Origin of the sequence: Pectobacterium sp. HCp5_1 (assembly GCF_032905925.1) — a bacterium.
GTDB lineage: Bacteria > Pseudomonadota > Gammaproteobacteria > Enterobacterales > Enterobacteriaceae > Pectobacterium > Pectobacterium brasiliense_A.
Genome location: NZ_JAUMIO010000010.1, coordinates 55,340 through 77,656, shown reverse-complemented (window position 1 = coordinate 77,656; position 22,317 = coordinate 55,340). Strand labels below are relative to the sequence as shown.

Below are 22,317 nucleotides of genomic sequence, written 5' to 3'. Positions count from 1 at the left end.
ATCCTATGCCCTGTCATTCGTCACATGCTGACGAATGACGGGGCATTTTGCATTGATGCATTCAGAAATTGCCTTGCAGGCAAAAATAAAAACGAAAAGGTTGTTATGAACTGGAAGAAATGTTGCTGGTTGTCGCTAACGGCTGTTGGCCTGTTAGCGGGGAGTCTGGTGAGTCAGGCCGAAGAAATCAAAAGTCCGTTGCCGGTTTTTAAAGAAGGGACGCTGGCGAATGGATTTCGCTACACCCTCGTACCGCTGGAAGGGCAGAAGTCGCGGGTCGATATTCGCCTGATTGTTGATGTCGGCTCGATCGATGAGAAAGACAATGAATCCGGCGTGGCGCATATCGTGGAGCACATGGTGTTCCGCGCCAGCGAGGCGTTTCCTCAAGGCGTCAGTACCGAACTGCACAAGCAAGGGTGGGTACGCGGTCAGAGCTATAACGCGGTGACCAACTACGAGCGTACTATGTACATGATGAGTCCGCCGAAAGGGAATCGCGATCTGGGCACGACGCTACAGGCGCTGAGCCAGATGACGGGCCATGCCAAGCTGCTGCAAAACGATCTCGACGATGAGCGCAAAATTATTCTGGAAGAGTGGCGTGGCAAGCTGGGCGTAGCGGAACGCATGAATCAGCAGCGCGTACAGGCGATTCGCCATGACTCTCGTTATCCTTCCCGCCCGACGATTGGCACGGAAGCGTCGATTAACGACACGCCAGCCAGCGTACTGCAAGATTTCTATCAACGCTGGTATCACCCGTCGAATATGCGTTTGATGATTATTGGTGATATCACGCCTGCGGATGCCGAACGTGAAATTCAACGCTATTTTGCGCCGTTGCCAAATGTCACTGTACCAGCCCGTGATTACTACGAGCCGCTGTTGAAACCGCAGCTCAAAGTCGCGCGTTTACAGGATAGCCAAAGTGGTAGCAGCCAGGTGTCATTTGTCTATCGTTTCAATGATAAAGACACATTCGGTCAACCTGAGTATCGCCACCGCTTGCTCACGCAAATCACGATGTCTGCGTTACTGCGCCAGGTTCGTCGACAACAGGCGGAGCTGCCGCAAGATGCCAGTAGCCTGGTCGTGCGTAAATCGGATATTGGGAAAACCACGGCAGCGCTGGGCTTCTTTGCGAATGTGATGCCGGGTGGTCATGATGCAGCGATGTCTGCCGTACTGAAAGAAATTGAGCGGTTTAAACGCTATCCGTTAAACGAGCAAGACATTACGGAGATCACCTCTGACATTCGTGAAGTCGCACAGCGTATGGCTAACAAGCAGGAAGTACGCGAGTTCTCCGATTGGGTTCAGCAGTTGACCATTGTCTGGCAGCAGGATCGTCCTTATGTCGGCAGCCAGCAGCGCGGTAAAGACGCGCTCGAAGCACTGGATACCATCACGGCAGAAGACGTGAACCGTCATTTGCAACGCTGGTTAGCGTCACCGGATACGTTGGTACAGTTTAGCGTGCCGGGCGCGACGCCGTTCACGTTGCCGAAGCCGGATGCGATTCGTAAGTTACAGGCACAGTGGGCAGCCGCGACGCTGGCACCATTACAGGTAGAAAAAGAGAAGGTCATCCCTGAATTGCCTGCCGTAACGCAAAGTGGGAAACGCACGGCTGTCAAGACCTTCGCCGCACAGAAGGTCGAGCAGTGGCAGTTGAGTAATGGTGACCGCGTAGTATGGCTGCGTGCGCCAGAGGCGGGTAAAAAAGTCTACTTCACAGCAGTGAGCGACGCGGGATATTTATCGACGTCGACCAATCCGTGGCAGGTACAGCTGGCAAGCCAATTAGTCAACCAAAGTGGACCGGCAACATGGAGCGGTGAAGCGCTCAGTAACTGGAAAAAGGAAAAAGCGCTGTCTTTGGGCATCGCTCAGGAAGCGGATCAACTGACGGTAAGCGGGAATGCGCCAGCGGGTGAGTTAGCAAACCTGTTAGCGTTATACCGTGAGCTGAATGTAGCTCCAGGTATCGATCCTGACGTGATGAAAGAGAGCATGATGGGTCTGGCGCGTCAAAAAGCCAATGACGATCAATCGGTTTCAGGAAAACGGGCCAGTGACATCGCCAAACTGCGTTTTGGTGAGCCAGCCTGGCAGCAGCCTGAAATTGCCGAGCTGAAGCAAATTTCAGCGCCGGCGCTGCTTTCACAGTGGCATAAAGCGGTGTTTGCCCCGGTCACCTACTATCTGGTGGCGGATATGCCAGCGGCACAGATTTTGCCGCAGGTTGAGCGCTATCTAGCGACGATCCCGCGTCAGCCTGCTGGTGAAGTGAAATCACATCTGGCGCTGCCGGGTAAACGCGAAGCGACATCGGCCATCAGTATCGAACCGCGTGCTGATATCCGCACCTGGAGCTTCACGCCGCATACGTGGACGCCACAGGCCGCCGTGCAGGTGAGCGTTGCCCGTAATCTGGCGAATAAGTATCTCAAAACCAGCTTGCGTGATGATGCGTTAGGTATTTACCGCATGCGTCTCGATAGCGAACTGGAAGATAAAAGACAGCGTATTGAAACGGAAGTGAGCTTCTCCAGCGCGCCTGAACGTGCGCAGGAGCTGTGGACGCTGGCTGAGAAAGCCTTTGCTGAACTGCCGACGAAGATCACTCAGCAGGATGTCGATGAGCAGAAAGCGCAGTTCATCCGTGCAGAAAAAGGGCGTCGGAGCGATCTCACAACGATAGAGCGTCGTCTGATCCTGAGCTACCGCCACTATAACGACCCACGTTATCTGAGCAGCGTATCCAAACTGGCTGACAGCATCACGCTGGAACAGGTACGGGCGATGTCGGCGAAGCTGTATAACCCGGATAACCGCGTGCTTTACATCACCTTGCCGCAAGAGGTGAAAGAGTGAAAAAGATAGCAGCACAGTTTGTCGATCTCTGCCGCCCTTTTTGGCGGGGAAAACAAGGCTTATTAGCTCTGTTACTGCTTGTTGCTGCCATCAGTATGGGATGGACCATCGTCTATCTCAACGTATTGCTCAATGATTGGAGTAAAACGTTTTACGATGCGCTAGGCACGTTTGATAGCAGCTTGCTGCTCTCTCTCATGAAAGAGTACGGCATCTATATCCTGATTTATATCGTGGTATTTGTGCATCAGGACTGGTTCACTCGCTGGCTGATCATTCGTTGGCGCAGTGCCATGACGGAAGAGTTAGTGAATAGCTGGTTGGCAAAGCGAGCGTTTTATCGGATGTCGATAGTGGGAAAAATCGATAACCCCGATCAACGTATCGCTGAGGATATCAGCTTATTTGTTGATAAGACGGTGAGCCTGGTGGCGTCATTTTTGGTTGTGACTGCCCAGTTGTCATCTTTCGTCATCATTCTCTGGGAACTGTCGGGAGTACAGCGCTTTACGCTGTTCGGTGAAGAGTGGGTAATCAAAGGTTACCTGGTCTGGGCCGTCATTATCTATACCGTGTTCGGCACCTTGATTACGCATCTGATCGGTAAACGGCTGCACGGTATTAACTATGAGAAGCAACGTGCGGAAGCGAATTTTCGTGCGTCTTTGCTGCGTAAGCATGATAACGCGGAGCAAATTGCACTATATGGTGGCGAACAGCAGGAAAAAAGCCATCTTAAGCGTCAATTTTCTGCGATTGTCTCTAACTGGTGGCGTTCAATGAATGCGGAACGTAATCTGGGCTTTTTCACCACGGGTTACATGCGTATTAGCTTGATCGTCCCTATTTTTGCGGCATTACCGGCCTTTCTTAGCAAAACGGTAACGCTAGGTGGATTGATGCAAATCCGCGGAGCGTTTGCTCAGGTGCATGGTGCGTTGAGCTGGTTTATTCGCATGTATCGGGAATTCATGGAGCTTTCCGCGAGCATGGAACGTCTGAGCCAGTTCAAACAGGAAATCAAACGCCATCAGTCTGAAGATGAAGTGGTTCCGGTCGGTGAACGTCTGCAACTGGATCAGCTTTCTTTCACCACGCCGCAGGGTTCTCCGCTGCTGCAAAAGGTGGACCTGAGCTGTGAAGCGGGTAGCTGGAGTAAGTTTTCTGGCCGCAGCGGGCTGGGGAAATCCACGCTGCTGCGTACGTTAAGCGGTCTGTGGCCGTATTACGATGGCCGCTGGCAATCGCTGGAAGGCCGCAGCCTGCTGTTACCGCAGCAGAGCTATCTGGGGCAGGGCACGCTGGCAGAGATTCTCTGCTATCCGCACCCGGCACTGGCTGACAGCGAGATGCTGCGTCAGACGCTCGATAGCGTCGGGCTGGGCGCGTGGCGCGATCGTCTGGATGAGCAACTGAACTGGGATCGCGTGTTCTCCGGCGGGGAGCGGCAGCGTGTTGCCTTTGCCCGCGCGCTGATTGCTAAACCCGATACGCTCTATCTGGATGAAGCGACGAGCAATCTGGATCATGACGCCGCCAGACAGCTTCTGGCTCTGGTCAAGCTGGCGTTGCCAGCGTGTACCGTGGTGGCGATTACGCACCAGACGGAGCTGGACGATCTGTTCACGCACCGTTATGACTTAACGGATTTTGCCTCACAGCACCGTTGATGTTGTTCGCAGGTCTTCCGGCTCTCGGGAGGCCTGCGGTTCTGGTAGGTTTCTTTTCGTATGCCCCCTATAATCTTCCGCAGGATTATCCCGTCTTTACGGCACTTTTCGTCGCTCACAGACTCCAATCCCCATCTTAACCAGGGTGGCTGATGACGGAAGCCGTTCAATCTTGAGGAGTACATGCCATGAATTTTCGCCCGCTGGGTTTATCGCTGGTGCTGGGTTTACCGCTGTTGCTGACCGGATGCAGCACGCTTTCCAATTTCTCATGGTCGAGCCTGTCGCCGTTTAACTGGTTCGGCAGCTCGCTGGAGGTTACCGATGCGGGTGTCGGCGGCATTAATGCCGGTACGCCACTGTCCGAAGGGGCGCTACAGAGCGCGCTGGATGGTAGTTATCAACTGCGTAGCGGAATGGGAACGTCGAACGGTCAACTGGTCGCGTTTTATCAGGCGCTGGATGGCAAAGAGGTGAAAATGATCATCAGCGGCCAGCCGAAGGGCAGCGTGCGCAAAGTTGAGGTCATGGATCCGGCGATTGGCAGCGCAGGCGGTGTGAAAATAGGTGATGTGTTTAGCACTACCTACAGCAAAGCGTTTGAATCCTGCCAGTTGGGGCAAGGTGATGATGCGCAGAGCGTAGAATGTGCCGCCCCGCAGAGTACGCATATCAGCTACGTCTATTCCGGCGAATGGAGCGGCCCGGAAGGCTTGATGCCGCCGGACGATATCCTGAAAACCTGGAAAGTGAGCAAAATCGTGTGGCACGCGCAGGCGCGCAACTAAGCTAAGTTACGTCTCGTAACGGGCTAATTTGTTTTTACGCAAGGTAAAAGTCAGGCGGCTTCCGGTATGATACCCGCGCCGCCTGATATCTTTTTCGGCAGCCATATTCGCCATAATGACCGTAGTAAACCATAACAACAAAAGAAAAAACTGACGCTTGAGGAAGCAGAAATGACACCAATTCAAAGCGGTATTTTATTGGAACACCGCCGTTTTGCCATTTTTATGGAAGCGATGATTCAGGGAGAGTTTGATGCTATCCGGCAGGGATGCAAAAAATTCTGTCAGACGTTACAAGAGTTACAGCAGCAGTATCCTGATGCGGGATTGGGCGCGGTGCTGGCATTTGGCAACGACGTTTGGCGCGATCTGGATTGCAACCACGGCGCAGCGGAGCTGAAACCGTTCACGCCGCTGGGTAACGGGCTTGCTCCAGCCACGCAGCGCGATCTACTGATTCACATCCAATCACTCCGTCATGATGTTAATTTTACGCTGGCACAGGCGGCGCTGGCCGCGTTTGGCAGCGCGATCCGTATCGAAGAAGAGACGCACGGTTTCCGTTGGGTGGAAGATCGCGATTTAAGCGGCTTTGTCGACGGCACGGAAAACCCGCAGGGCGATGCCCGTCACGCCGTGGCGATTATCCCTGAGGGCCAGCCGGATGCAGGCGGCAGCTACGTGTTTACCCAGCGTTGGGAACACAATCTGAAGCAGCTACAGCGTTTTAGCGTGGAACAGCAGGAACAGATGATCGGGCGTACGAAGCAGGATAACGAAGAGCTGTCTTCCGATGAACGCCCTGTAACGTCGCATCTTAGCCGCGTAGATTTAAAGGAAGACGGTAAGGGGCTGAAAATTCTGCGCCAGAGCCTGCCTTATGGCACCGCGAGCGGGAAAAACGGACTCTACTTTGTCGCCTACTGCGCGCGTTTGCATAATATTGAGCAGCAATTGCTGAGTATGTTCGGCGATCGTGACGGCAAACGTGACGACATGCTGCGCTTTACGCGTGCCGTCAGCGGCAGCTACTTCTTTGCGCCTTCTCTGGATCAGCTTTTGTCGCTGTAAGATCCAACGCGTTTTCCTGATGCCTGTACCTGTGCAGGCATCCGTTCTGTCTGCTTTCTATTTTTCCACTTTCCTGTATCGGGCTATCTGGCCGCACTTTCCTTTTCCCTCCTGCTTTTTCCTCTCGTCTCGCTCGTTTTGTGGTTATGTACTTTAGCGCTTAAAAATCCCGAAATGATATATATAAAGGTTATATGTTAACCGTCACTTCCCCCTACACTGATTGACGCTGACAAGCGCATTCGATTCAAAAAACGGCTATGTAACGGCTCCGACAACAAGGCCTACCGAATAGGCTCTAACTCTGACAGGACATAAGATGAATCAAGTACAGGTGAAAGGCTGGCTGGTGAAAGGTTCTCTGGCGCTGTCATTGCTGCTGGGCGGGCAGAGCGCTGTCTCTGCTACCGAGTTGCTGAACAGCTCTTATGATGTGTCGCGTGAGCTCTTTGTGGCACTCAATCCCGGCTTTGAAAAACAGTGGTTGTCGCAGCACCCTAACGATCCGCTGACGATCAAACAGTCGCATGCCGGTTCGTCTAAACAGGCGTTGGCTATTCTGCAAGGCCTGAAGGCCGATGTCGTGACCTACAATCAGGTGACGGACGTTCAGATCCTTCACGACCGCGGTCAGTTGATTCCCGCAGATTGGCAGACGCGTTTACCGAATCATAGCTCTCCGTTTTACTCCACCATGGCCTTCCTGGTTCGCAAAGGTAACCCAAAAGGAATTCATGACTGGAACGATCTGGTGCGTGATGACGTTAAATTGATTTTCCCGAATCCGAAAACCTCCGGCAATGCCCGTTATACCTACCTTGCAGCCTGGGGCGCGACCAGCAAAGCCAACGGTGGCGACGAGGCCAAAACGCGCGCGTGGATAACGCGTTTTCTGGCGAACGTCGAAGTCTTTGATACCGGTGGCCGTGGCGCAACGACCACGTTTGTGGAACGCCAGTTAGGCGATGTGCTGATCAGCTTTGAATCTGAGGTGAATAACATCCGTAATCAGTACGGTGCTGAGAACTACGAAGTGATCGTCCCGAAGGTCAACATACTGGCAGAATTCCCCGTGGCGTGGATCGATAAGAATGTCGAGAAGAACGGCACCGAGCAGGCGGCAAAAGCCTATCTGAATTACCTCTATACGCCAGAAGCACAGAAAGTGATCACCGATTTTTACTACCGTGTGAATAACCCTGAATTGGCGCAAACGCTAAAATCTCGTTTTCCAGAGACCACCTTATTTCGGGTAGAGGATCAGTTTGGATCGTGGCCACAGGTGATGAAAACCCACTTCGATACCGATGGTGAACTGGACAAACTGTTGGCGGCTGGTCGTCAGTAATGGCTTTGAGGTCTGGTAACTTCTTTTCTGGTTCAGGTAAACGAGTGCTGCCGGGATTCGCGCTGAGTCTGGGCAGCAGCCTGCTGTTCGTCTGTTTGATTCTGTTGCTGCCCTTAAGTGCGCTGGTGATGCAGCTATCAGAAATGAGTCTGGCGCAGTACTGGGCGGTGATCTCCAACCCGCAGGTGGTAGCGGCCTACAAGGTAACGCTCCTGGCTGCGGGGCTGGCGACGGTATTTAATGCGGGATTCGGCCTGTTAATGGCGTGGATCCTGACTCGTTATCGCTTTCCCGGCCGAGCCTTGCTGGATGGGCTGATGGATTTACCCTTTGCGCTCCCGACTGCGGTGGCGGGGCTGACGCTGGCTGCGCTGTTTTCAACGACCGGCTGGTACGGCGCATGGCTGGCCGAATTCGGCATCAAGGTATCCTATACCTGGCTGGGCATTACGGTTGCGATGGCGTTCACCAGCATTCCTTTTGTCGTGCGCACCGTCCAACCGGTGTTGGAAGATCTGGGGCCTGAATACGAAGAAGCGGCGCAAACGCTGGGCGCGAATCGCTGGCAGTGTTTTCGCTACGTCATCCTACCGGAGTTAACCCCGGCATTATTAACGGGCACCGCGCTGTCGTTTGCCCGCAGTCTGGGCGAGTTCGGCGCAGTAATCTTTATTGCGGGTAACATTGCCTGGCAGACGGAAGTCGTTTCGCTAATGATCTTTATCCGCTTGCAGGAGTTTGATTTCCCTGCCGCCAGTGCGATTGCCTCCGTCGTATTAGCTGCGTCTTTATTGATCCTGTTTGCCGTTAACGTGCTGCAAAGCCGTTTTGGTCAACGGACCCGGAGCGTGTAATGGCAGAGATACCGACTGTGACGTCACGGCGTCAACCTCATCCGGTTCGGCAGGAACGTAACTGGGCGAGAACCGCGTTGATTACACTGGGCGTGATATTATCGCTCATCATGCTGGTCATCCCTTTGGTGTCAATTTTTGCCGCTGCGCTATCGCACGGGCTGGGGGGCGTCTGGCGTAATCTGAGCGACCCTGACATGCTGCATGCCATTGGCCTCACGCTGCTGGTGGTCGCGATTGTCGTACCGGTGAATCTGGTGTTTGGTACGCTGCTGGCGTGGCTGGTCACGCGCTTTCAGTTTCCGGGGCGGCAACTGCTGCTCACGCTGATCGATATCCCTTTTGCTGTTTCTCCGGTGGTAGCGGGTTTGCTGTATCTGCTCTTTTACAGCACCAACGGCACGGTTGGCGGCTGGCTGGATGAGCAGGGGATACAGCTGATGTTTGCCTGGCCGGGCATTGTGCTGGTGACGATATTTGTGACCTGTCCGTTCATGGTCAGGGAGCTGGTTCCGGTGATGATGAGTCAGGGCAGTAAGGAAGAAGAAGCGGCGGTATTGCTTGGTGCGTCAGGCTGGCAAGTGTTCTATCGGGTGACGCTACCGAATATTCGCTGGGCGCTGCTGTATGGCGTGGTGCTGACGAATGCCCGAGCGATTGGTGAGTTTGGCGCCGTGTCCGTGGTTTCAGGCTCGATTCGTGGTGAAACCTACACGCTGCCGCTACAGGTCGAATTGCTGCATCAGGATTATAACAGCGTGGGGGCGTTTACCGCGGCGGCGCTGTTAACCGTGATGGCGATACTGACGTTGTTCATCAAAAGCGCCTTGCAGTGGCGTGTGAAGCGGCAAATGAATAAACGCTAACTTTACTATTTTCTATCACTCGCGCCGCATGCGCGAGGCTTTTTAGGACTCAACTTGTGACAACGCTTGAGCAGTGTATTGGCAATACCCCGCTGGTGAAATTGCAGCGCCTGACGCAGGGGTTAAACAGTGAAATCTGGCTGAAGCTGGAAGGAAATAACCCCGCCGGATCGGTAAAAGATCGGGCCGCATATTCCATGATCCAGCAGGCGGAGAATCGTGGTGACATCGTTCCCGGTGACCGGCTCATTGAGGCGACCAGCGGGAACACCGGCATTGCGCTGGCGATGATTGCGGCGGTAAAAGGCTATCGTCTGCGCCTGCTGATGCCGGACAACATGAGCTATGAACGCCAGACCGCTATGCGTGCGTATGGCGCGGAGCTGGTGTTGGTCAATCGCAAGCTGGGGATGGAAGGTGCACGAGATCGGGCGAAGCAAATGGTGTTGGCGGGAGAGGGGAAAACGCTCGATCAGTTCAATAATCCAGACAATTCGCTGGCGCACTTTCTGACGACCGGCCCGGAGATTTGGCAGCAGACGGCAGGTAAGGTGACTCACTTTATCTCCAGCATGGGAACGACCGGCACGATTTCTGGCGTCAGCCGCTATCTTAAGCAGCAGAACCCAGCGATTTGCACGGTGGGATTACAGCCTGCGGAAGGCAGTCACATTCCCGGTATTCGCCGCTGGACGCCGGACTATATGCCAGGGATTTTTCGTGCCGATCTGGTCGATCGCATTCTGGATATGACGCAGGTGGATGCCGAGAATACGTTACGCCAACTGGCGCGTCAGGAAGGTATCTTCTGCGGCGTCAGTTCCGGTGGCGCGGTGGCTGGCGCACTGCGGCTTGCGGCAGAAGACCCCGGCAGCGTGATTGTGGCAATCGCCTGCGATCGCGGCGATCGGTATCTGTCCACCGGGGTATTTGACTGATGGCTATTCACGCTCCAGCGCGTGAATCGGTTCCATCCGTGCGGCACGACGGGCGGGGAAGAAGCCGAAGATAATGCCGATCAGGCTGGAGCACAGGAACGCGGCAATAATCGAGGTACTGGAATAGATCATCGCGAAATTACTGCTGAACTGGGCGAATAGCACGCCGATAGCCAGCGACAGCCCCACGCCGATGATGCCGCCGAACAGGCAAACCAGCACCGCTTCGATCAAAAACTGCTGCATGATATCGCTGGTGCGTGCGCCAACCGCCATACGAACGCCGATCTCTCGGGTTCGCTCCGTGACGGAGACCAGCATGATGTTCATCACGCCGATCCCGCCGACCAGCAGCGAGATCAGGGCAATCATCGACACCAGCAGCGTGAGCGTGGTGGTGGTTTTCTCGATCATCTGACGGATGCTGTCAGTGTTCATGATAAAGAAATCTTTCGTACCGTGCCGCTGCGTCAGCAGGGCGGTGATGCTTTTCTCTGCGACGTTCATATCCATATTGTCTTTCACCCGCACCGTGATGCTTTTCAGGTAGGATTGCCCGACCATGCGCTTCATCACCGTGGTGTACGGCACCCAGACATTCAGGTTTTCATCGCTGCCGAAGCCTCCCTGATTCTTGCTGACGACGCCGATAATCCGCACGGGCAGCGAGCCCAGCAAAATCACTTGCCCAATAGGATCTTCGCCGTGGGGAAAGAGCTTGTTAAGCGTATTTTTATCAATCACGGCGTCCTGCTTCAGTTCATCGACGCTGCTGCGCGGGAAAAGCACGCCGCGTTGCAGGGTATAGCCACGCACGGTGAAGAACTGCTCGCCAACCCCAGAAATGCTGGCGGAAACGGCAATGTTGCCGTAGCGCATCGTTACGCTGGTGGAGATAGAAGGCGTGACGCTATGCACGTAGGGCTGCTGCGTCAGCGGCTGGATATCACTGGCGCGTAACGTCTGGATGGCGCTGGCATCCATGTCGCCGAAGTCTTTGCCGGGGAAAATTTCCAGCGTGCTGGTGCCCATCGAGTTGATGTCGGCCAGCACCTGTTCCTGTGAGCCTTTTCCCAGCGCGACCACCGAGACGACAGACGCAATACCGATGATGATGCCGAGCATGGTCAGAAAGGTGCGCATCCGCTGGGCGTTCATCGCCAGCAGCGCCATTTTAAACGCGTCGATAAAGCGATCTTTGAACTGATTCAGAGCGGACGTCGCCGGAGAGCTGGTGGCTTCCGTTGACGGCACGGAGGCCTCTTCGGGGCGTGTTTGACGGTCGGCAATCACTTCGCCATCGCGCAGTTCGATGATGCGCTGAGCATGTTCGGCAATCGTCATATCGTGGGTGACGATCACGACGGTATTGCCCTGCCTGTGCAGATCGCGAAGTATGCTCAGAACCTCGTTGCCGCTGTGGGTGTCCAGCGCACCGGTTGGCTCATCCGCCAGAATAATGCCGCCGACGTTCATCAGCGCCCGCGCGATACTCACGCGCTGCTGCTGGCCGCCGGAAAGCTGGCTGGGCCGATAGTGAAGGCGGCTTTCGAGTCCTAGCCGAGTGAGCAGCTCTGCCGCCCGTTGACGGCGCGCCAGCCGGCTTTTTCCGGCATAAATGGCCGGCACTTCGACATTCCCCAGCGCGCTGAGGTCGCCGAGCAGGTGATAGCGCTGGAAAATAAAGCCGAAATGCTCGCGGCGCAGTTCTGCGAGCTGGTCGTTGTCCAGCTCGCCAACGGCGCGTCCTGCCACCTGATAATCACCGGCGGACGGTTTATCCAGACAGCCGAGAATATTCATCAGCGTCGATTTTCCCGACCCGGATGCCCCGACGATCGCCACCATTTCTCCCTGATTGATGGTCAGGTTGATGTCTTTGAGGACGGTGACGTCCTGTTCGCCGTTGGAAAAGCGGCGGGTAATACTGGCCAGCTTCAGTAAGGATGTGGACATACGTTACATCCCCATCGGTGGGCCAGGATGCGTAGACGCGACATCGCTGGACGATGGGCTGATAACGACCTGTTCCCCCACGCTGAGCCCCGAACGAATCTGGGTACGCACGTTATCGTTGAGGCCAAGCGTCACCAGACGCGATTCCACCTTCTTGTTCGCATTCACGACCTGCACGTACCACATGCCGTCACGCGAGGTTAACGCTGTTGCGGGAACGACAATGGCGTTTTTCACTGAAGACAGCAGAATATACACCTGTGCCGTCATGGAAATGCGCAAGACGCCGTCAGGGTTTTTCACATCGAACAGACCGTTGTAATAGATCGCGGTGCTGGATGAGGAGCTGGAACTGCTGCTTGAACTGGATGAGGTTGTGGTCGAGTCCGTGTTGATGGAGTCTGGCGCGGGTTCAATCGAGCTCAGCGTGGCTTCGTAACGGTTATTCGGTTCGCCCAGAATACTGAACCACACGGGCATGCCGGTTTTCACCTTGACGACGTCGGCCTCTGAGATTTTCACCTTGATGGTCATGGTGTCCAGATTGGCGACTTTGGCGATGGTCGGTGTCGTCTGAATCGCGTTGACCGTTTGCCCCGCTTCAACCGGAATGGCCACCACGGTACCGTCCATCGGTGAACGAATTTGGGTGTATCCCAGATTAACCTTGGCGGTGTTGACGGTAATCTGTGCCTGAATGATTTGGGCGTCCAGCGCGTCGATATTGGCTCTGGTAGCATCCAGCGTCGCTTTTGCGCTGTCGTAGTCGGCCTGTGCCCCAACGCCACGTTTCATCAACATTTGCTGACGCTGCCAGCTTAATTCGTTATTACGCAATTCCGCCAGTTTGGCCGCTCGCTGTGCCTGAATGTTTTTTAACGCGGCCTCACCGTTTTTTAGCGTGTCCTGCTGAGTGAGGTCATCAATCTCGGCGATCAATTGCCCCTTTTTCACCTTATCGCCCAGTTCGACGTGCAGCGCTTTGATTTGCCCCGAGGCCTGTGCACCGACGCTGACCTGCTTCTGTGCCTCAATTTTACCGTCAGCGAGCACGGTCTGTTCGAGATCCGCAATCTCGGCGGCGGTGGTAAGCGCATTGGGCGCTGGCGATGGCTTATTGAAAAACAGATGAAGAACTACAGCAGCAGCGATAAGGCCAAGCGCGATCGTCGTACGGCGTCGTGTAAAAAATCGTGATTGCATCAGGGGGAGTCGTCCTTAATGAATGCATCTGTACGGGAATAAATAACGCAGGTGAGTAATTTACCCCGAGTCCGTAAAGGTAGCGGTAATCTTTGCTGAAAGAAATGGTAAGGATTAAGTAAATCTGGCTGCGAATATTCACGCCAGGCCTGAGAATACATCATCTATACCCATCATACTTCAAGCTGCTTGTGCGTTTCCTTCCCGCAACTCGAATACGTAGGGTATACCCGATTAATGAGGACAGGATATGAATATTTTACTGGTCGATGATGACGTAGAGCTGGGCGATATGCTCTGTGAGTATCTGAATGCGGAAGGGTTTTCAACCTCGCGGGTGCTAACGGGCAAAGAGGGCGTCGATGGCGCGATATCGGGGGATTACACTGCGATGATTCTGGATGTCATGCTGCCCGATATGAGCGGGATTGACGTGCTGCGCCAGATCAGAAAAACCCAGCAGTTGCCCGTCATTATGCTGACGGCGAGAGGCGACAACATCGACAGAGTTATCGGTCTGGAAATGGGCGCTGATGACTATATGCCTAAACCTTGTTACCCGCGCGAGCTGGTGGCGAGACTACGGGCAGTACTACGTCGCTATGACGATCAGCCTAGCACAAAGCGCGACGAGAGCCTGGCCGCCAGCGGCGATCTGGTGTTGAACCCTGCCACGCGTATCAGCGAATGGCGTGGGAAGCCGTTCGATCTGACGGCGTCTGAGTTTAATTTACTGGAGCTGCTGTTGCGTTCCCCAGAGCGGGTGGTGTCAAAGGATGAGCTGTCCGAAAAATGTCTGGGGCGTCGCCGTGAAGCGTATGACCGCAGCGTGGACGTGCACATCAGCAATATTCGTCAAAAGCTCGGTGCCTTGCCGGGCAACACCATGACGATTGAAACCGTGCGCAGCGTGGGATACCGGATTCGCTGATGATGATTCGTGGACGACTTTTCTGGAAGATACTGCTCGGGTTCTGGCTGACGTTTCTCGTCATGTCTCAGCTGCTGTGGCTGGCTTTTTCTTTTTACGGCGAGCGACATAAGCCGTTGGAAGAAATCGTGGTGTCGCGCATTGCGACGATGCAAACGGAGATGGTCGCGGCGGCGCTGCAACATGGCGGCTTGGGTGAACTGAACGATGTGATGTCGCTGCTGCCGCAGCAAGAGCAGCAATACATTTCCGTCACGGAATCGCCGCTGCCGCTGTCCGATCAGGAGTTGGTTTCTGGCTCGCAGAACGCGTTGCTCGATGAGGCTTTTGCGCCGGATAAACGTGGCATGCCGCGTGCCACGCACATTATCAAACAGGTCAACGGCCCAGCCGGAAAGTGGTATCAGATTCGCTATGACGCCGAGCTGCTGCGCAGTGAATTTCGTCCCCCTCGGCCAGTCGAATTTCTCAACGTGCCCGTGCCGTTTATCATTATTGCGGGGTTTGGTGGCCTGTTGTTCAGCTCGGTGCTGGCATGGAGCCTGGCTCGTCCGCTAAGCCAGATTCGTGCGGGGTTTGATCAGGTTGCGCAGGGCGATCTGAACGTGCGTCTGTTGCCAGTGATGCATAAACGTCATGATGAAATCAGCGATGTCGCGCGTGATTTCGATTCGATGGTTGAACGACTGGACAGTCTGGCCAGCGCACGTGAACAACTGCTCCATGATGTCTCCCATGAGCTGCGCTCCCCGCTGGCGCGTTTGCAGCTCGCTATCGGGTTGATACGACAGAATCCCGACAATATAGAGAGTTCCTTGCAGCGTATTGAGCGTGAAGCTTTGCTGATGGATAAGATGATTGGCGAACTGCTGACGCTATCGCGCACGGAGCATTCTGGTATTGAGGAAGCCTATTTCGATTTGCTGGGGCTGGTGACTGCCGTGGTCAATGATGCGCGCTACGAAGCGCAAGTCACCGGCGTTGAAATCCTGCTGACGGCCGATGAGGACGAAGACTACACGACTAAAGGCAATGCGGAGCTGATGCGCAGGGCGGTCGATAATGTGATGCGCAACGCGCTACGTTTTTCTGCTCCCACGCAGCAGGTTTCCGTGTCGCTCATTGGCAATGAACATGAGTGGACGATTCAGGTCGCCGATCAGGGACCCGGCGTGGAGAAAAGTAAGCTCTCCAGCATCTTCGATCCTTTCATTCGTGTTGATTCGCCGCTGTCTGGCAAAGGCTATGGGCTGGGGCTGGCGATTACCCGTAAAGTCGTACTGGCGCACGGCGGGCATATTGAGGCGGATAATGGTGAGCAGTGCGGGTTAGTGATTCGCCTGTGCGTGCCGCGCTGGAAAGCCTGAAACGAAAACGGCACCATCCGGGTGCCGTCTCGTGCAAACGTAGTAAACCATCCGTAGAAGGCGGTTTACTTTTTGATACGGATAACCGGCGTTTCGCCGACAACAACCGTACCACTCAGTTTGGTCAATTCCTTGATTTCATCCATGTTGGAAATAACCACTGGTGTCAGAGTAGACTTCGCTTTTTCTTCCAGCAGAGCCAGGTCAAACTCGATAACGAGATCGCCTTTCTTCACGCGCTGGCCTTCTTCAGCGATGCGCTTGAAGCCTTCGCCTTTCAATTCAACGGTATCAATACCAAAGTGCACAAACAGCTCAATGCCGCTGTCAGACTCGATGGAAAACGCATGGTTGGTTTCAAAAATCTTACCGATGGTGCCGTCTACCGGTGCGACAATCTTGTTGCCAGTTGGTTTGATGGCAATACCGTCACCGACGATTTTCTCTGCAAATACGACATCAGGAACGTCTTCAATATTGACGATTTCACCGGACAGCGGGGCAATGATTTCGATGCTACCAGTGTCTTTTTTGTCGTCAGAAACCAGAGACTTCAATTTATCGAACAAACCCATGATTCTCTCCTAAGCATTAATATTGGGCCAGCGTATACCCTAATCTTTCAAGTTGGTGTGGCATTGGTTTTCTTCGCTACCCCGACTGCGAATCTATCGCCTGTCGGGGTGCTGATTGCCACCTTGAAACCTATTAGGTAAAGCAGAATCAGCAGAGCGTTTTTTCTTTAATAAAGCGGCTCACCAGATTGCTTAACTCTTGTGCTGTCGGTTGAGCGAGTGCTTGTTCCGCCAGCGCCTTCGCATCTTCGTAATTCGCATTACGGATGATTTTCTTGATGCTCGGGATAGAGATCGCACTCATGCTGAATTCGTCCAGACCCATTCCCAATAACAGTAGTGTAGCACGTTCGTCACCGGCGAGCTCACCACACATCCCTGTCCACTTGCCTTCGGCATGAGACGCGTCGATGACCTGTTTGATCAGAGTCAGGACAGCAGGGGACATCGGGTTATAGAGATGAGAAATCAGCTCATTACCGCGATCAACTGCCAGAGTATACTGGGTTAAGTCATTTGTCCCAATACTAAAGAAGTCGACTTCTTTGGCTAAATGTGGCGCGATAGCGGCGGCGGCAGGTGTTTCAACCATCACGCCGACTTCAATGCTTTCGTCGAAGGCTTTACCTTCTTCTCTCAGCTGTGCTTTCAGTATCTCCAGTTCGGCTTTCAGCTCACGCACTTCTTCCACGGAAATAATCATCGGGAACATGATACGCAGCTTGCCAAATTTTGATGCGCGCAGAATGGCACGCAGCTGGGCATGCAGGATTTCTTTACGATCCAGACAGATACGGATAGCACGCCAGCCAAGGAACGGGTTCTCTTCCTTCGGCAGGTTCATGTATGGCAGATCTTTGTCGCCACCGATATCCATGGTACGGACGATAACAGCCTGAGCGCCAACGGCTTCGGCAACCGCCTTATACGCCTGGAACTGCTCTTCTTCGGTAGGCAGCGAGTCACGATCCATGAACAGGAATTCGGTACGATACAGGCCGACACCTTCTGCGCCGTTACGCTCAGCACCCGCGACATCGCGCACGGTACCGATGTTGGCACAGACTTCAACCTGATGACCGTCCAGCGTGATGGCCGGCAGATCTTTCAGCTTAGCCAGCTCATACTTTTCAGCGTGATATTGCTGCTGAACCGCTTTTAATTCTTCAATTTTATCCGCAGTCGGATTTTGATAGATCTGGTTGTTTACGGCATCCAGGATCAGATAGTCGCCGTTTTTAACCTGCTGGGTCACGTTGGTCGTACCGACGATCGCAGGCAGTTCCAGCGAACGAGCCATAATGGACGTGTGGGACGTGCGGCCACCGAGGTCGGTGATGAAGCCCAGCACTTTGTCCAGATTCAGCTGCGCGGTTTCTGACGGTGTCAGGTCCGTTGCAACCAGAATGACTTCATCCTGAATATCGCCCAGATCGACGATAGGCATATTGAGAATATTTCTGAGCAAACGCTTCCCGATATCACGCATGTCTGCGGCGCGTTCTTTCAGATATTCATCATCAAGCTCTTCCAGTGCTTTAGCCTGGTTTTCGATGACGGAAAACGCAGCGGCGTCGGCGGAAGCATGTTCATCTTTAATCAGGGCTATGATTTCCTGCTCGAACTCTTCATCTTCCAGCAACATGATGTGGCCTTCGAAGATGGCTTCTTTCTCTGCGCCCAGCGTCTCGCCCGCTTTCTTCTTGATAGCTTCCAACTGTGCGGATGCTTTGGAACGGCCAGTCAGAAAACGTTCAATTTCCTGCTCTACCTGATCCGCAGAGATTTTTTTCCGGTTGATGAGAATTTCATCTTCTTTCAGTAACAGTGCCTTACCAAAAGCAATACCCGGTGATACTAATATGCCTGAAATCATAACCCTACCTTACTCGATTCTGGTGTTCACTAAAAAACTCGTCGGTTACTCGAGCTCAGCCATCAGCTTGACCAGGTGTTCAACCGCTTTTTGTTCGTCTTCGCCTTCCGCAGCGATAGTAACCACAGTTCCTTGTGTTAAGCCGAGTGTTTGTAATTTGAACAGGCTCTTGGCGCTAGCGCTCTTGCCGTTGGACGTCACGGTGATTTCTGAGGTGAAGCCTTTAGCTTCTTTGACGAACTGAGCAGCAGGACGAGTGTGCAGGCCATTTGGTGCGGTGATAGTCACTTCTTGCTGGAACATGCTTTTTTCCCCAACTTATGGATTAGATTAATGTTGTGGAACTAAAGTCTAGTTGATTCACTGAACTTTAGCCTGTTTGGTTAGCTCCTGATTTATGTTACAGGGGCGGGCCACGATGCGACAAGAAAACCGTCAAACGTATTTCCTGAATAAAATACCATCAAACACCGCAGCTTCCGCTACCCATTATCTTAACCTCAGTCGCAAAACGGCGATGTGGGCTATCGTGCGCAGGGGAAAAGCATGTGACGGGGCGTGGTATTTGTCGGATATTAATTTCACGCATCAAAATAATTGTTCGGTTAAATACTAAACCTGATGTAGAAAAGCAATCCACATGTGGTGGAAAGTTTGAACTGTGCCACAAAAAAGCACCTAAATAGGTGCTTTTTTAACACATTGGTCACTTGTTGTTCGAGTGTGACCGGGAGGTTATTGTTGCAGTTCCTGCTCGGTGAACAGGTCGGCAAAGAGTGCTGTGCTGAGGTAGCGTTCGCCGGAAGAAGGCAGAATAACGACGATAGTTTTATCTTCAAATTCTTTTTCTTTGAGCAAGTTCAGCGCTGCTGCAACGGCGGCACCGGAAGAAATACCCGCCAGGATGCCTTCTTCTTCCATCAAACGGCGCGCGGTGCTGATCGCTTCTTCGTTCGTCACTTTCTCTACGCGGTCAATCAGTTTCAGATCCAGGTTACCCGGAATGAAACCCGCGCCGATGCCCTGAATCTTGTGCGGGCCTGGCTTCAGCTCTTCGCCTGCCAGCGCCTGAGTGATGACGGGTGAATCGGTAGGTTCAACCGCCACGCTGGTGATGGCTTTGCCTTTGGTGTTCTTGATATAGCGGCTGACACCGGTCAGCGTACCACCCGTACCGACACCAGAGATAAAGACATCAACCTGACCATCGGTATCTTCCCAGATTTCAGGGCCGGTGGTTTTTTCGTGAATTTCCGGGTTAGCAGGGTTGCTGAACTGCTGTAGCAGCAGATAACGCTGCGGATCGCTGGCAACAATCTCTTCTGCCTTGGCGATGGCACCTTTCATGCCTTTCGCGCCTTCGGTCAGCACTAGGTTAGCACCCAGCGCTTTCAGCAGCTTGCGGCGCTCGATGCTCATGGTTTCCGGCATGGTGAGCGTGAGTTTGTAACCGCGAGCTGCGGCGACATAGGCCAGGGCAATCCCTGTGTTTCCGCTGGTCGGTTCAACCAGCTCAACACCTGGTTTGAGAACGCCGCGTTTTTCTGCATCCCAAATCAGGTTGGAGCCGATACGGCATTTTACGCTGAAGCTGGGGTTGCGGGATTCCACTTTAGCCAGAATGCGTCCGTTGCCGATACGGTTCAGGCGAACCAGCGGCGTATGGCCGATTGTGAAAGAATTGTCTTCGTAGATCTTGCTCATAGCCTGTCCTTATAACTGTATGAAATTTTTGCGAACGTAGAGAGAATACTCGCTCACACTTTTCAGTGAAGTAAAGAATTGCTATATCGTTATGTTCTTAAGAAATATCTTTTCATTACAATAGAAAGCACTGGCCGTTATCAGCCAGTGCTTGCTGTCTTTTTATGGCGCTTTTTTCGGCAGGGTTGCTGATAGGGAGCGATAGCGATCCACCCACAGCTGCGTTGCGCCGCATACCGCAACGGGCATGATGACCAGATTCAAAAAAGGCACCAGCGTAAACAGGCTGACCAGGGCGCCAAACTGCATATTGGCGACTTTATGGCGACGTAATGCCTGACGCATCGTGGCAAAGCCCACTTTGTGGTTATCAAAAGGATAATCGCAGTATTGAATCGCCAGCATCCACGCACTGAACAGGAACCACAGTACCGGCGCGACAGTTTGTCCAATGCCGGGGATGAAATAGAGCAGCAGTAGCACAATCGCGCGTGGCAGGTAATACGCCAGTTTTTGGACTTCACGCTTCATGATGCGTGGGACGTCTTTGGCGATGCCGAGTATGCCGCTGTCCGGCAGCGTCTGGCCGGTGAGTTTTGCTTCCAACTGTTCCGCTAACAAGCCGTTAAACGGTGCGGCGATAAAATTGGCGATCGTGCTAAATAGGTAGCTGAATACCAGCAAAATGGAGAGCACGGCAAGTGGCCAAATGAGGTAGCTGAGCCATTGCAGCCAGCTCGGAATATGGCTCATGATCTGCGGAATCCAGTCGTTCAACTGGGTGAAAAGCCACCAGAAAGCCCCGCCCATCAGTACGATGTTCATCAGTAAGGGCAGAATAACGAAACGCCGGATGCCCGGCAGTGAGATCAGGCGCCATCCGGCAAGAAAATAGTGTATGCCGCTACGAATCTGGCCGGTGGTATTGCCGTAAGGCGATTTTTCGGAGGATGATGATTTTTCTGGAAACATGGTGCCGATAGACTCAGTCATTTGTTTGTTGAGGCATCATATCGGGATGATCTTATGCTGACTAGCCCGCATTTGGATGAAAAAACAGCAAAAAAGTGCGTTGTATCTATCTTTATTGTCATAAAGTACCGTGCAGGCTTGCACTTGTGTACTCAGGCAAATAGAGTTAGTAGTATAGGTATTTGCCGTGGTGGCAATGTTTTGTTGGAACAATTGGGATAGCAATGATGCAGGACTTGCGTCTGATATTAATCGTTGTTGGCGCGATCGCTATAATAGCGCTTTTACTGCACGGCTTGTGGACTAGCCGTAAAGAACGCTCGTCCCTTTTTCGTGACCGCCCAGCTAAACGTGTAAAGAAAGCGCGTGATGAAACGCCGCTTGACGATCTGGATGAAGGCGTTGGCGAAGTTCGCGTGAAGGGTGCCCGCCCGCAGCAGAGCGAGCCTTCATTTGGCAGCGCTTCACTTGATAACTCATCATTTGATAACGCGTCATTTGATAATCCTCCATTTAATAATCCTTCACTTAATAACAACAGTGCACGTGAAGACGTTCGTTCAGAGGCGAAATCGCCGTTCGAGCATTTGTCTCCTGTGTCCTCTTACGATCCTCTGCTGGATGAAGCTACGCCGGTAGATTCTCCGCGTGCGCAGGTACGTGGCGATACTCACCCGCAGGTTGTCGCCCCTAGAGAAACCCCGATTTCTGAACCGAGCGGTAACGCTCCGCGTGAGTCGTTTGCGTATGATGCACCAGCATCGGCTCCACAGCAGCCTGTTGCACATTCGCTGCATGAAAAAGTTCAGCCCGCGCCTGCACAGCCTCAGCAACCTGTTGAGCCAGTTGAACCCGCAGCGGCAAAAGAAGCGGTTCTGGTGTTGCACGTTGTGGCGCATCAGGGCGGTGTCATTGGCGGCGAACTGCTGCTGCAAAGCCTGCTTCAGGCCGGTTTCCAGTTTGGTGAAATGAACATTTTCCATCGCCATGTGAATCCTGCTGGCGCAGGGCCGGTGTTGTTCAGTCTGGCCAATATGGTTAAGCCAGGTTCGTTTAATGTCGATGCCATGTCCGAGTTCTCGACGCCCGGCGTGTCCATTTTCATGATGGTGCCGTCTTATGGCGATGCCAGCCAAAACTTTAAACTGATGTTACAGTCTGCACAGCGCATTGCTGACGATGTTGGCGGTGTGGTGCAGGATGATGAACGTCGTATGATGACGCCGCAGAAGGTTGAGTCCTACAAAGCCCGCATTCGCGATGTGCTGAAAGCCAACGCCTGATAGCACTATTTATCTATGCGAAAGCATAAAAAACG

Annotated in this window: 18 protein-coding genes; 11 read left to right on the top strand and 7 right to left on the bottom strand. The window is 53.4% G+C overall.

The genetic code is table 11. From position 1 onward, the window contains the following. The first annotated feature begins 105 nt into the window (after positions 1-105). From Q3A88_RS09645 to cysM, 8 genes are all read left to right on the top strand, one after another. The gene (locus Q3A88_RS09645; protein ID WP_317177807.1) at positions 106-2,880 is read left to right on the top strand and encodes a M16 family metallopeptidase; all 2,775 of its coding nucleotides are present in this window, start codon (positions 106-108) and stop codon (positions 2,878-2,880) included. Next, positions 2,877-4,550 (top strand): ABC transporter ATP-binding protein/permease, encoded by a 1,674-nt coding sequence (locus tag Q3A88_RS09640; protein ID WP_317177806.1) that lies wholly within the window; start codon positions 2,877-2,879, stop codon positions 4,548-4,550. Before Q3A88_RS09645 ends, Q3A88_RS09640 begins: the two co-directional genes overlap by 4 nt. A 188-nt stretch (positions 4,551-4,738) precedes the next feature. Further along, a complete protein-coding gene (locus tag Q3A88_RS09635; protein ID WP_010284344.1) occupies positions 4,739-5,338 on the top strand; it encodes an RpoE-regulated lipoprotein in 600 nt (199 codons plus the stop codon). Positions 5,339-5,509: 171 nt separating this feature from the next. Next, positions 5,510-6,409 (top strand): Dyp-type peroxidase, encoded by a 900-nt coding sequence (locus Q3A88_RS09630; RefSeq protein WP_014914274.1) that lies wholly within the window; start codon positions 5,510-5,512, stop codon positions 6,407-6,409. A 319-nt stretch (positions 6,410-6,728) separates the two neighbouring features. Beyond that, positions 6,729-7,757, top strand: a complete 1,029-nt coding sequence (locus Q3A88_RS09625) for a sulfate ABC transporter substrate-binding protein (protein WP_317177805.1) — start codon at positions 6,729-6,731, stop codon at positions 7,755-7,757. Continuing rightward, positions 7,757-8,611 carry a sulfate/thiosulfate ABC transporter permease CysT gene (gene cysT / locus Q3A88_RS09620; protein WP_317177804.1) on the top strand — a complete coding sequence of 285 codons (855 nt, stop codon included), beginning with the start codon at positions 7,757-7,759 and terminating at the stop codon, positions 8,609-8,611. Before Q3A88_RS09625 ends, cysT begins: the two co-directional genes overlap by 1 nt. After that, positions 8,611-9,477, top strand: coding sequence for a sulfate/thiosulfate ABC transporter permease CysW (gene cysW, locus Q3A88_RS09615; RefSeq protein ID WP_317177803.1), 867 nt, complete (start codon positions 8,611-8,613; stop codon positions 9,475-9,477). Before cysT ends, cysW begins: the two co-directional genes overlap by 1 nt. A 56-nt stretch (positions 9,478-9,533) precedes the next feature. Next, positions 9,534-10,415, top strand: a complete 882-nt coding sequence (gene cysM / locus Q3A88_RS09610) for a cysteine synthase CysM (protein WP_039312627.1) — start codon at positions 9,534-9,536, stop codon at positions 10,413-10,415. A 3-nt stretch (positions 10,416-10,418) separates the two neighbouring features. Here cysM and Q3A88_RS09605 read toward each other — a convergent pair whose 3' ends face one another. Both Q3A88_RS09605 and Q3A88_RS09600 read right to left on the bottom strand, forming a co-directional pair. Continuing rightward, entirely contained in the window at positions 10,419-12,371 is a 1,953-nt protein-coding gene (locus Q3A88_RS09605) for a MacB family efflux pump subunit (RefSeq protein WP_317177802.1), read from the bottom strand. 3 nt (positions 12,372-12,374) lie between these two features. Continuing rightward, positions 12,375-13,574, bottom strand: a complete 1,200-nt coding sequence (locus tag Q3A88_RS09600) for an efflux RND transporter periplasmic adaptor subunit (RefSeq protein ID WP_180791470.1) — start codon at positions 13,572-13,574, stop codon at positions 12,375-12,377. 250 nt (positions 13,575-13,824) lie between these two features. On the opposite strand from Q3A88_RS09600, the gene Q3A88_RS09595 reads away from it, so the two are divergent. Further along, on the top strand, positions 13,825-14,505 hold the full coding sequence (locus Q3A88_RS09595; RefSeq protein WP_010284362.1) for a response regulator transcription factor: 681 nt from the start codon (positions 13,825-13,827) through the stop codon (positions 14,503-14,505). After that, positions 14,505-15,872, top strand: a complete 1,368-nt coding sequence (locus Q3A88_RS09590) for an ATP-binding protein (RefSeq protein ID WP_248721130.1) — start codon at positions 14,505-14,507, stop codon at positions 15,870-15,872. Before Q3A88_RS09595 ends, Q3A88_RS09590 begins: the two co-directional genes overlap by 1 nt. A 65-nt stretch (positions 15,873-15,937) precedes the next feature. Here Q3A88_RS09590 and crr read toward each other — a convergent pair whose 3' ends face one another. From crr to cysZ, 5 genes are all read right to left on the bottom strand, one after another. Then, positions 15,938-16,447: a PTS glucose transporter subunit IIA gene (crr, locus tag Q3A88_RS09585; RefSeq protein WP_010284368.1), complete on the bottom strand. Its 510-nt coding sequence runs from the start codon at positions 16,445-16,447 to the stop codon at positions 15,938-15,940. Between the two features lie 148 nt (positions 16,448-16,595). Then, a complete protein-coding gene (gene ptsI, locus Q3A88_RS09580; RefSeq protein ID WP_039557011.1) occupies positions 16,596-18,323 on the bottom strand; it encodes a phosphoenolpyruvate-protein phosphotransferase PtsI in 1,728 nt (575 codons plus the stop codon). Positions 18,324-18,368: 45 nt separating this feature from the next. Next, positions 18,369-18,626, bottom strand: coding sequence for a phosphocarrier protein Hpr (gene ptsH, locus Q3A88_RS09575; RefSeq protein WP_005971891.1), 258 nt, complete (start codon positions 18,624-18,626; stop codon positions 18,369-18,371). Positions 18,627-19,058: 432 nt separating this feature from the next. Then, on the bottom strand, positions 19,059-20,027 hold the full coding sequence (gene cysK, locus Q3A88_RS09570; RefSeq protein ID WP_010284383.1) for a cysteine synthase A: 969 nt from the start codon (positions 20,025-20,027) through the stop codon (positions 19,059-19,061). Between the two features lie 162 nt (positions 20,028-20,189). Then, entirely contained in the window at positions 20,190-21,020 is an 831-nt protein-coding gene (gene cysZ / locus Q3A88_RS09565) for a sulfate transporter CysZ (protein ID WP_205592334.1), read from the bottom strand. 203 nt (positions 21,021-21,223) lie between these two features. On the opposite strand from cysZ, the gene zipA reads away from it, so the two are divergent. Further along, positions 21,224-22,282 carry a cell division protein ZipA gene (gene zipA, locus Q3A88_RS09560; protein WP_187290685.1) on the top strand — a complete coding sequence of 353 codons (1,059 nt, stop codon included), beginning with the start codon at positions 21,224-21,226 and terminating at the stop codon, positions 22,280-22,282. The last annotated feature ends 35 nt before the right edge of the window (positions 22,283-22,317 follow it).

Coding starts and splice junctions, on each gene's coding strand:
- Q3A88_RS09645 (WP_317177807.1), top strand. CDS start 106: ATGAACTGGAAGAAATGTTGCTGGTTGTCGCTAACGGCTGTTGGCCTG.
- Q3A88_RS09635 (WP_010284344.1), top strand. CDS start 4,739: ATGAATTTTCGCCCGCTGGGTTTATCGCTGGTGCTGGGTTTACCGCTG.
- Q3A88_RS09630 (WP_014914274.1), top strand. CDS start 5,510: ATGACACCAATTCAAAGCGGTATTTTATTGGAACACCGCCGTTTTGCC.
- Q3A88_RS09625 (WP_317177805.1), top strand. CDS start 6,729: ATGAATCAAGTACAGGTGAAAGGCTGGCTGGTGAAAGGTTCTCTGGCG.
- cysT (WP_317177804.1), top strand. CDS start 7,757: ATGGCTTTGAGGTCTGGTAACTTCTTTTCTGGTTCAGGTAAACGAGTG.
- cysW (WP_317177803.1), top strand. CDS start 8,611: ATGGCAGAGATACCGACTGTGACGTCACGGCGTCAACCTCATCCGGTT.
- Q3A88_RS09605 (WP_317177802.1), bottom strand. CDS start 12,371: ATGTCCACATCCTTACTGAAGCTGGCCAGTATTACCCGCCGCTTTTCC.
- Q3A88_RS09600 (WP_180791470.1), bottom strand. CDS start 13,574: ATGCAATCACGATTTTTTACACGACGCCGTACGACGATCGCGCTTGGC.
- Q3A88_RS09595 (WP_010284362.1), top strand. CDS start 13,825: ATGAATATTTTACTGGTCGATGATGACGTAGAGCTGGGCGATATGCTC.
- Q3A88_RS09590 (WP_248721130.1), top strand. CDS start 14,505: ATGATGATTCGTGGACGACTTTTCTGGAAGATACTGCTCGGGTTCTGG.
- crr (WP_010284368.1), bottom strand. CDS start 16,447: ATGGGTTTGTTCGATAAATTGAAGTCTCTGGTTTCTGACGACAAAAAA.
- ptsI (WP_039557011.1), bottom strand. CDS start 18,323: ATGATTTCAGGCATATTAGTATCACCGGGTATTGCTTTTGGTAAGGCA.
- ptsH (WP_005971891.1), bottom strand. CDS start 18,626: ATGTTCCAGCAAGAAGTGACTATCACCGCACCAAATGGCCTGCACACT.
- cysK (WP_010284383.1), bottom strand. CDS start 20,027: ATGAGCAAGATCTACGAAGACAATTCTTTCACAATCGGCCATACGCCG.
- cysZ (WP_205592334.1), bottom strand. CDS start 21,020: ATGACTGAGTCTATCGGCACCATGTTTCCAGAAAAATCATCATCCTCC.
- zipA (WP_187290685.1), top strand. CDS start 21,224: ATGATGCAGGACTTGCGTCTGATATTAATCGTTGTTGGCGCGATCGCT.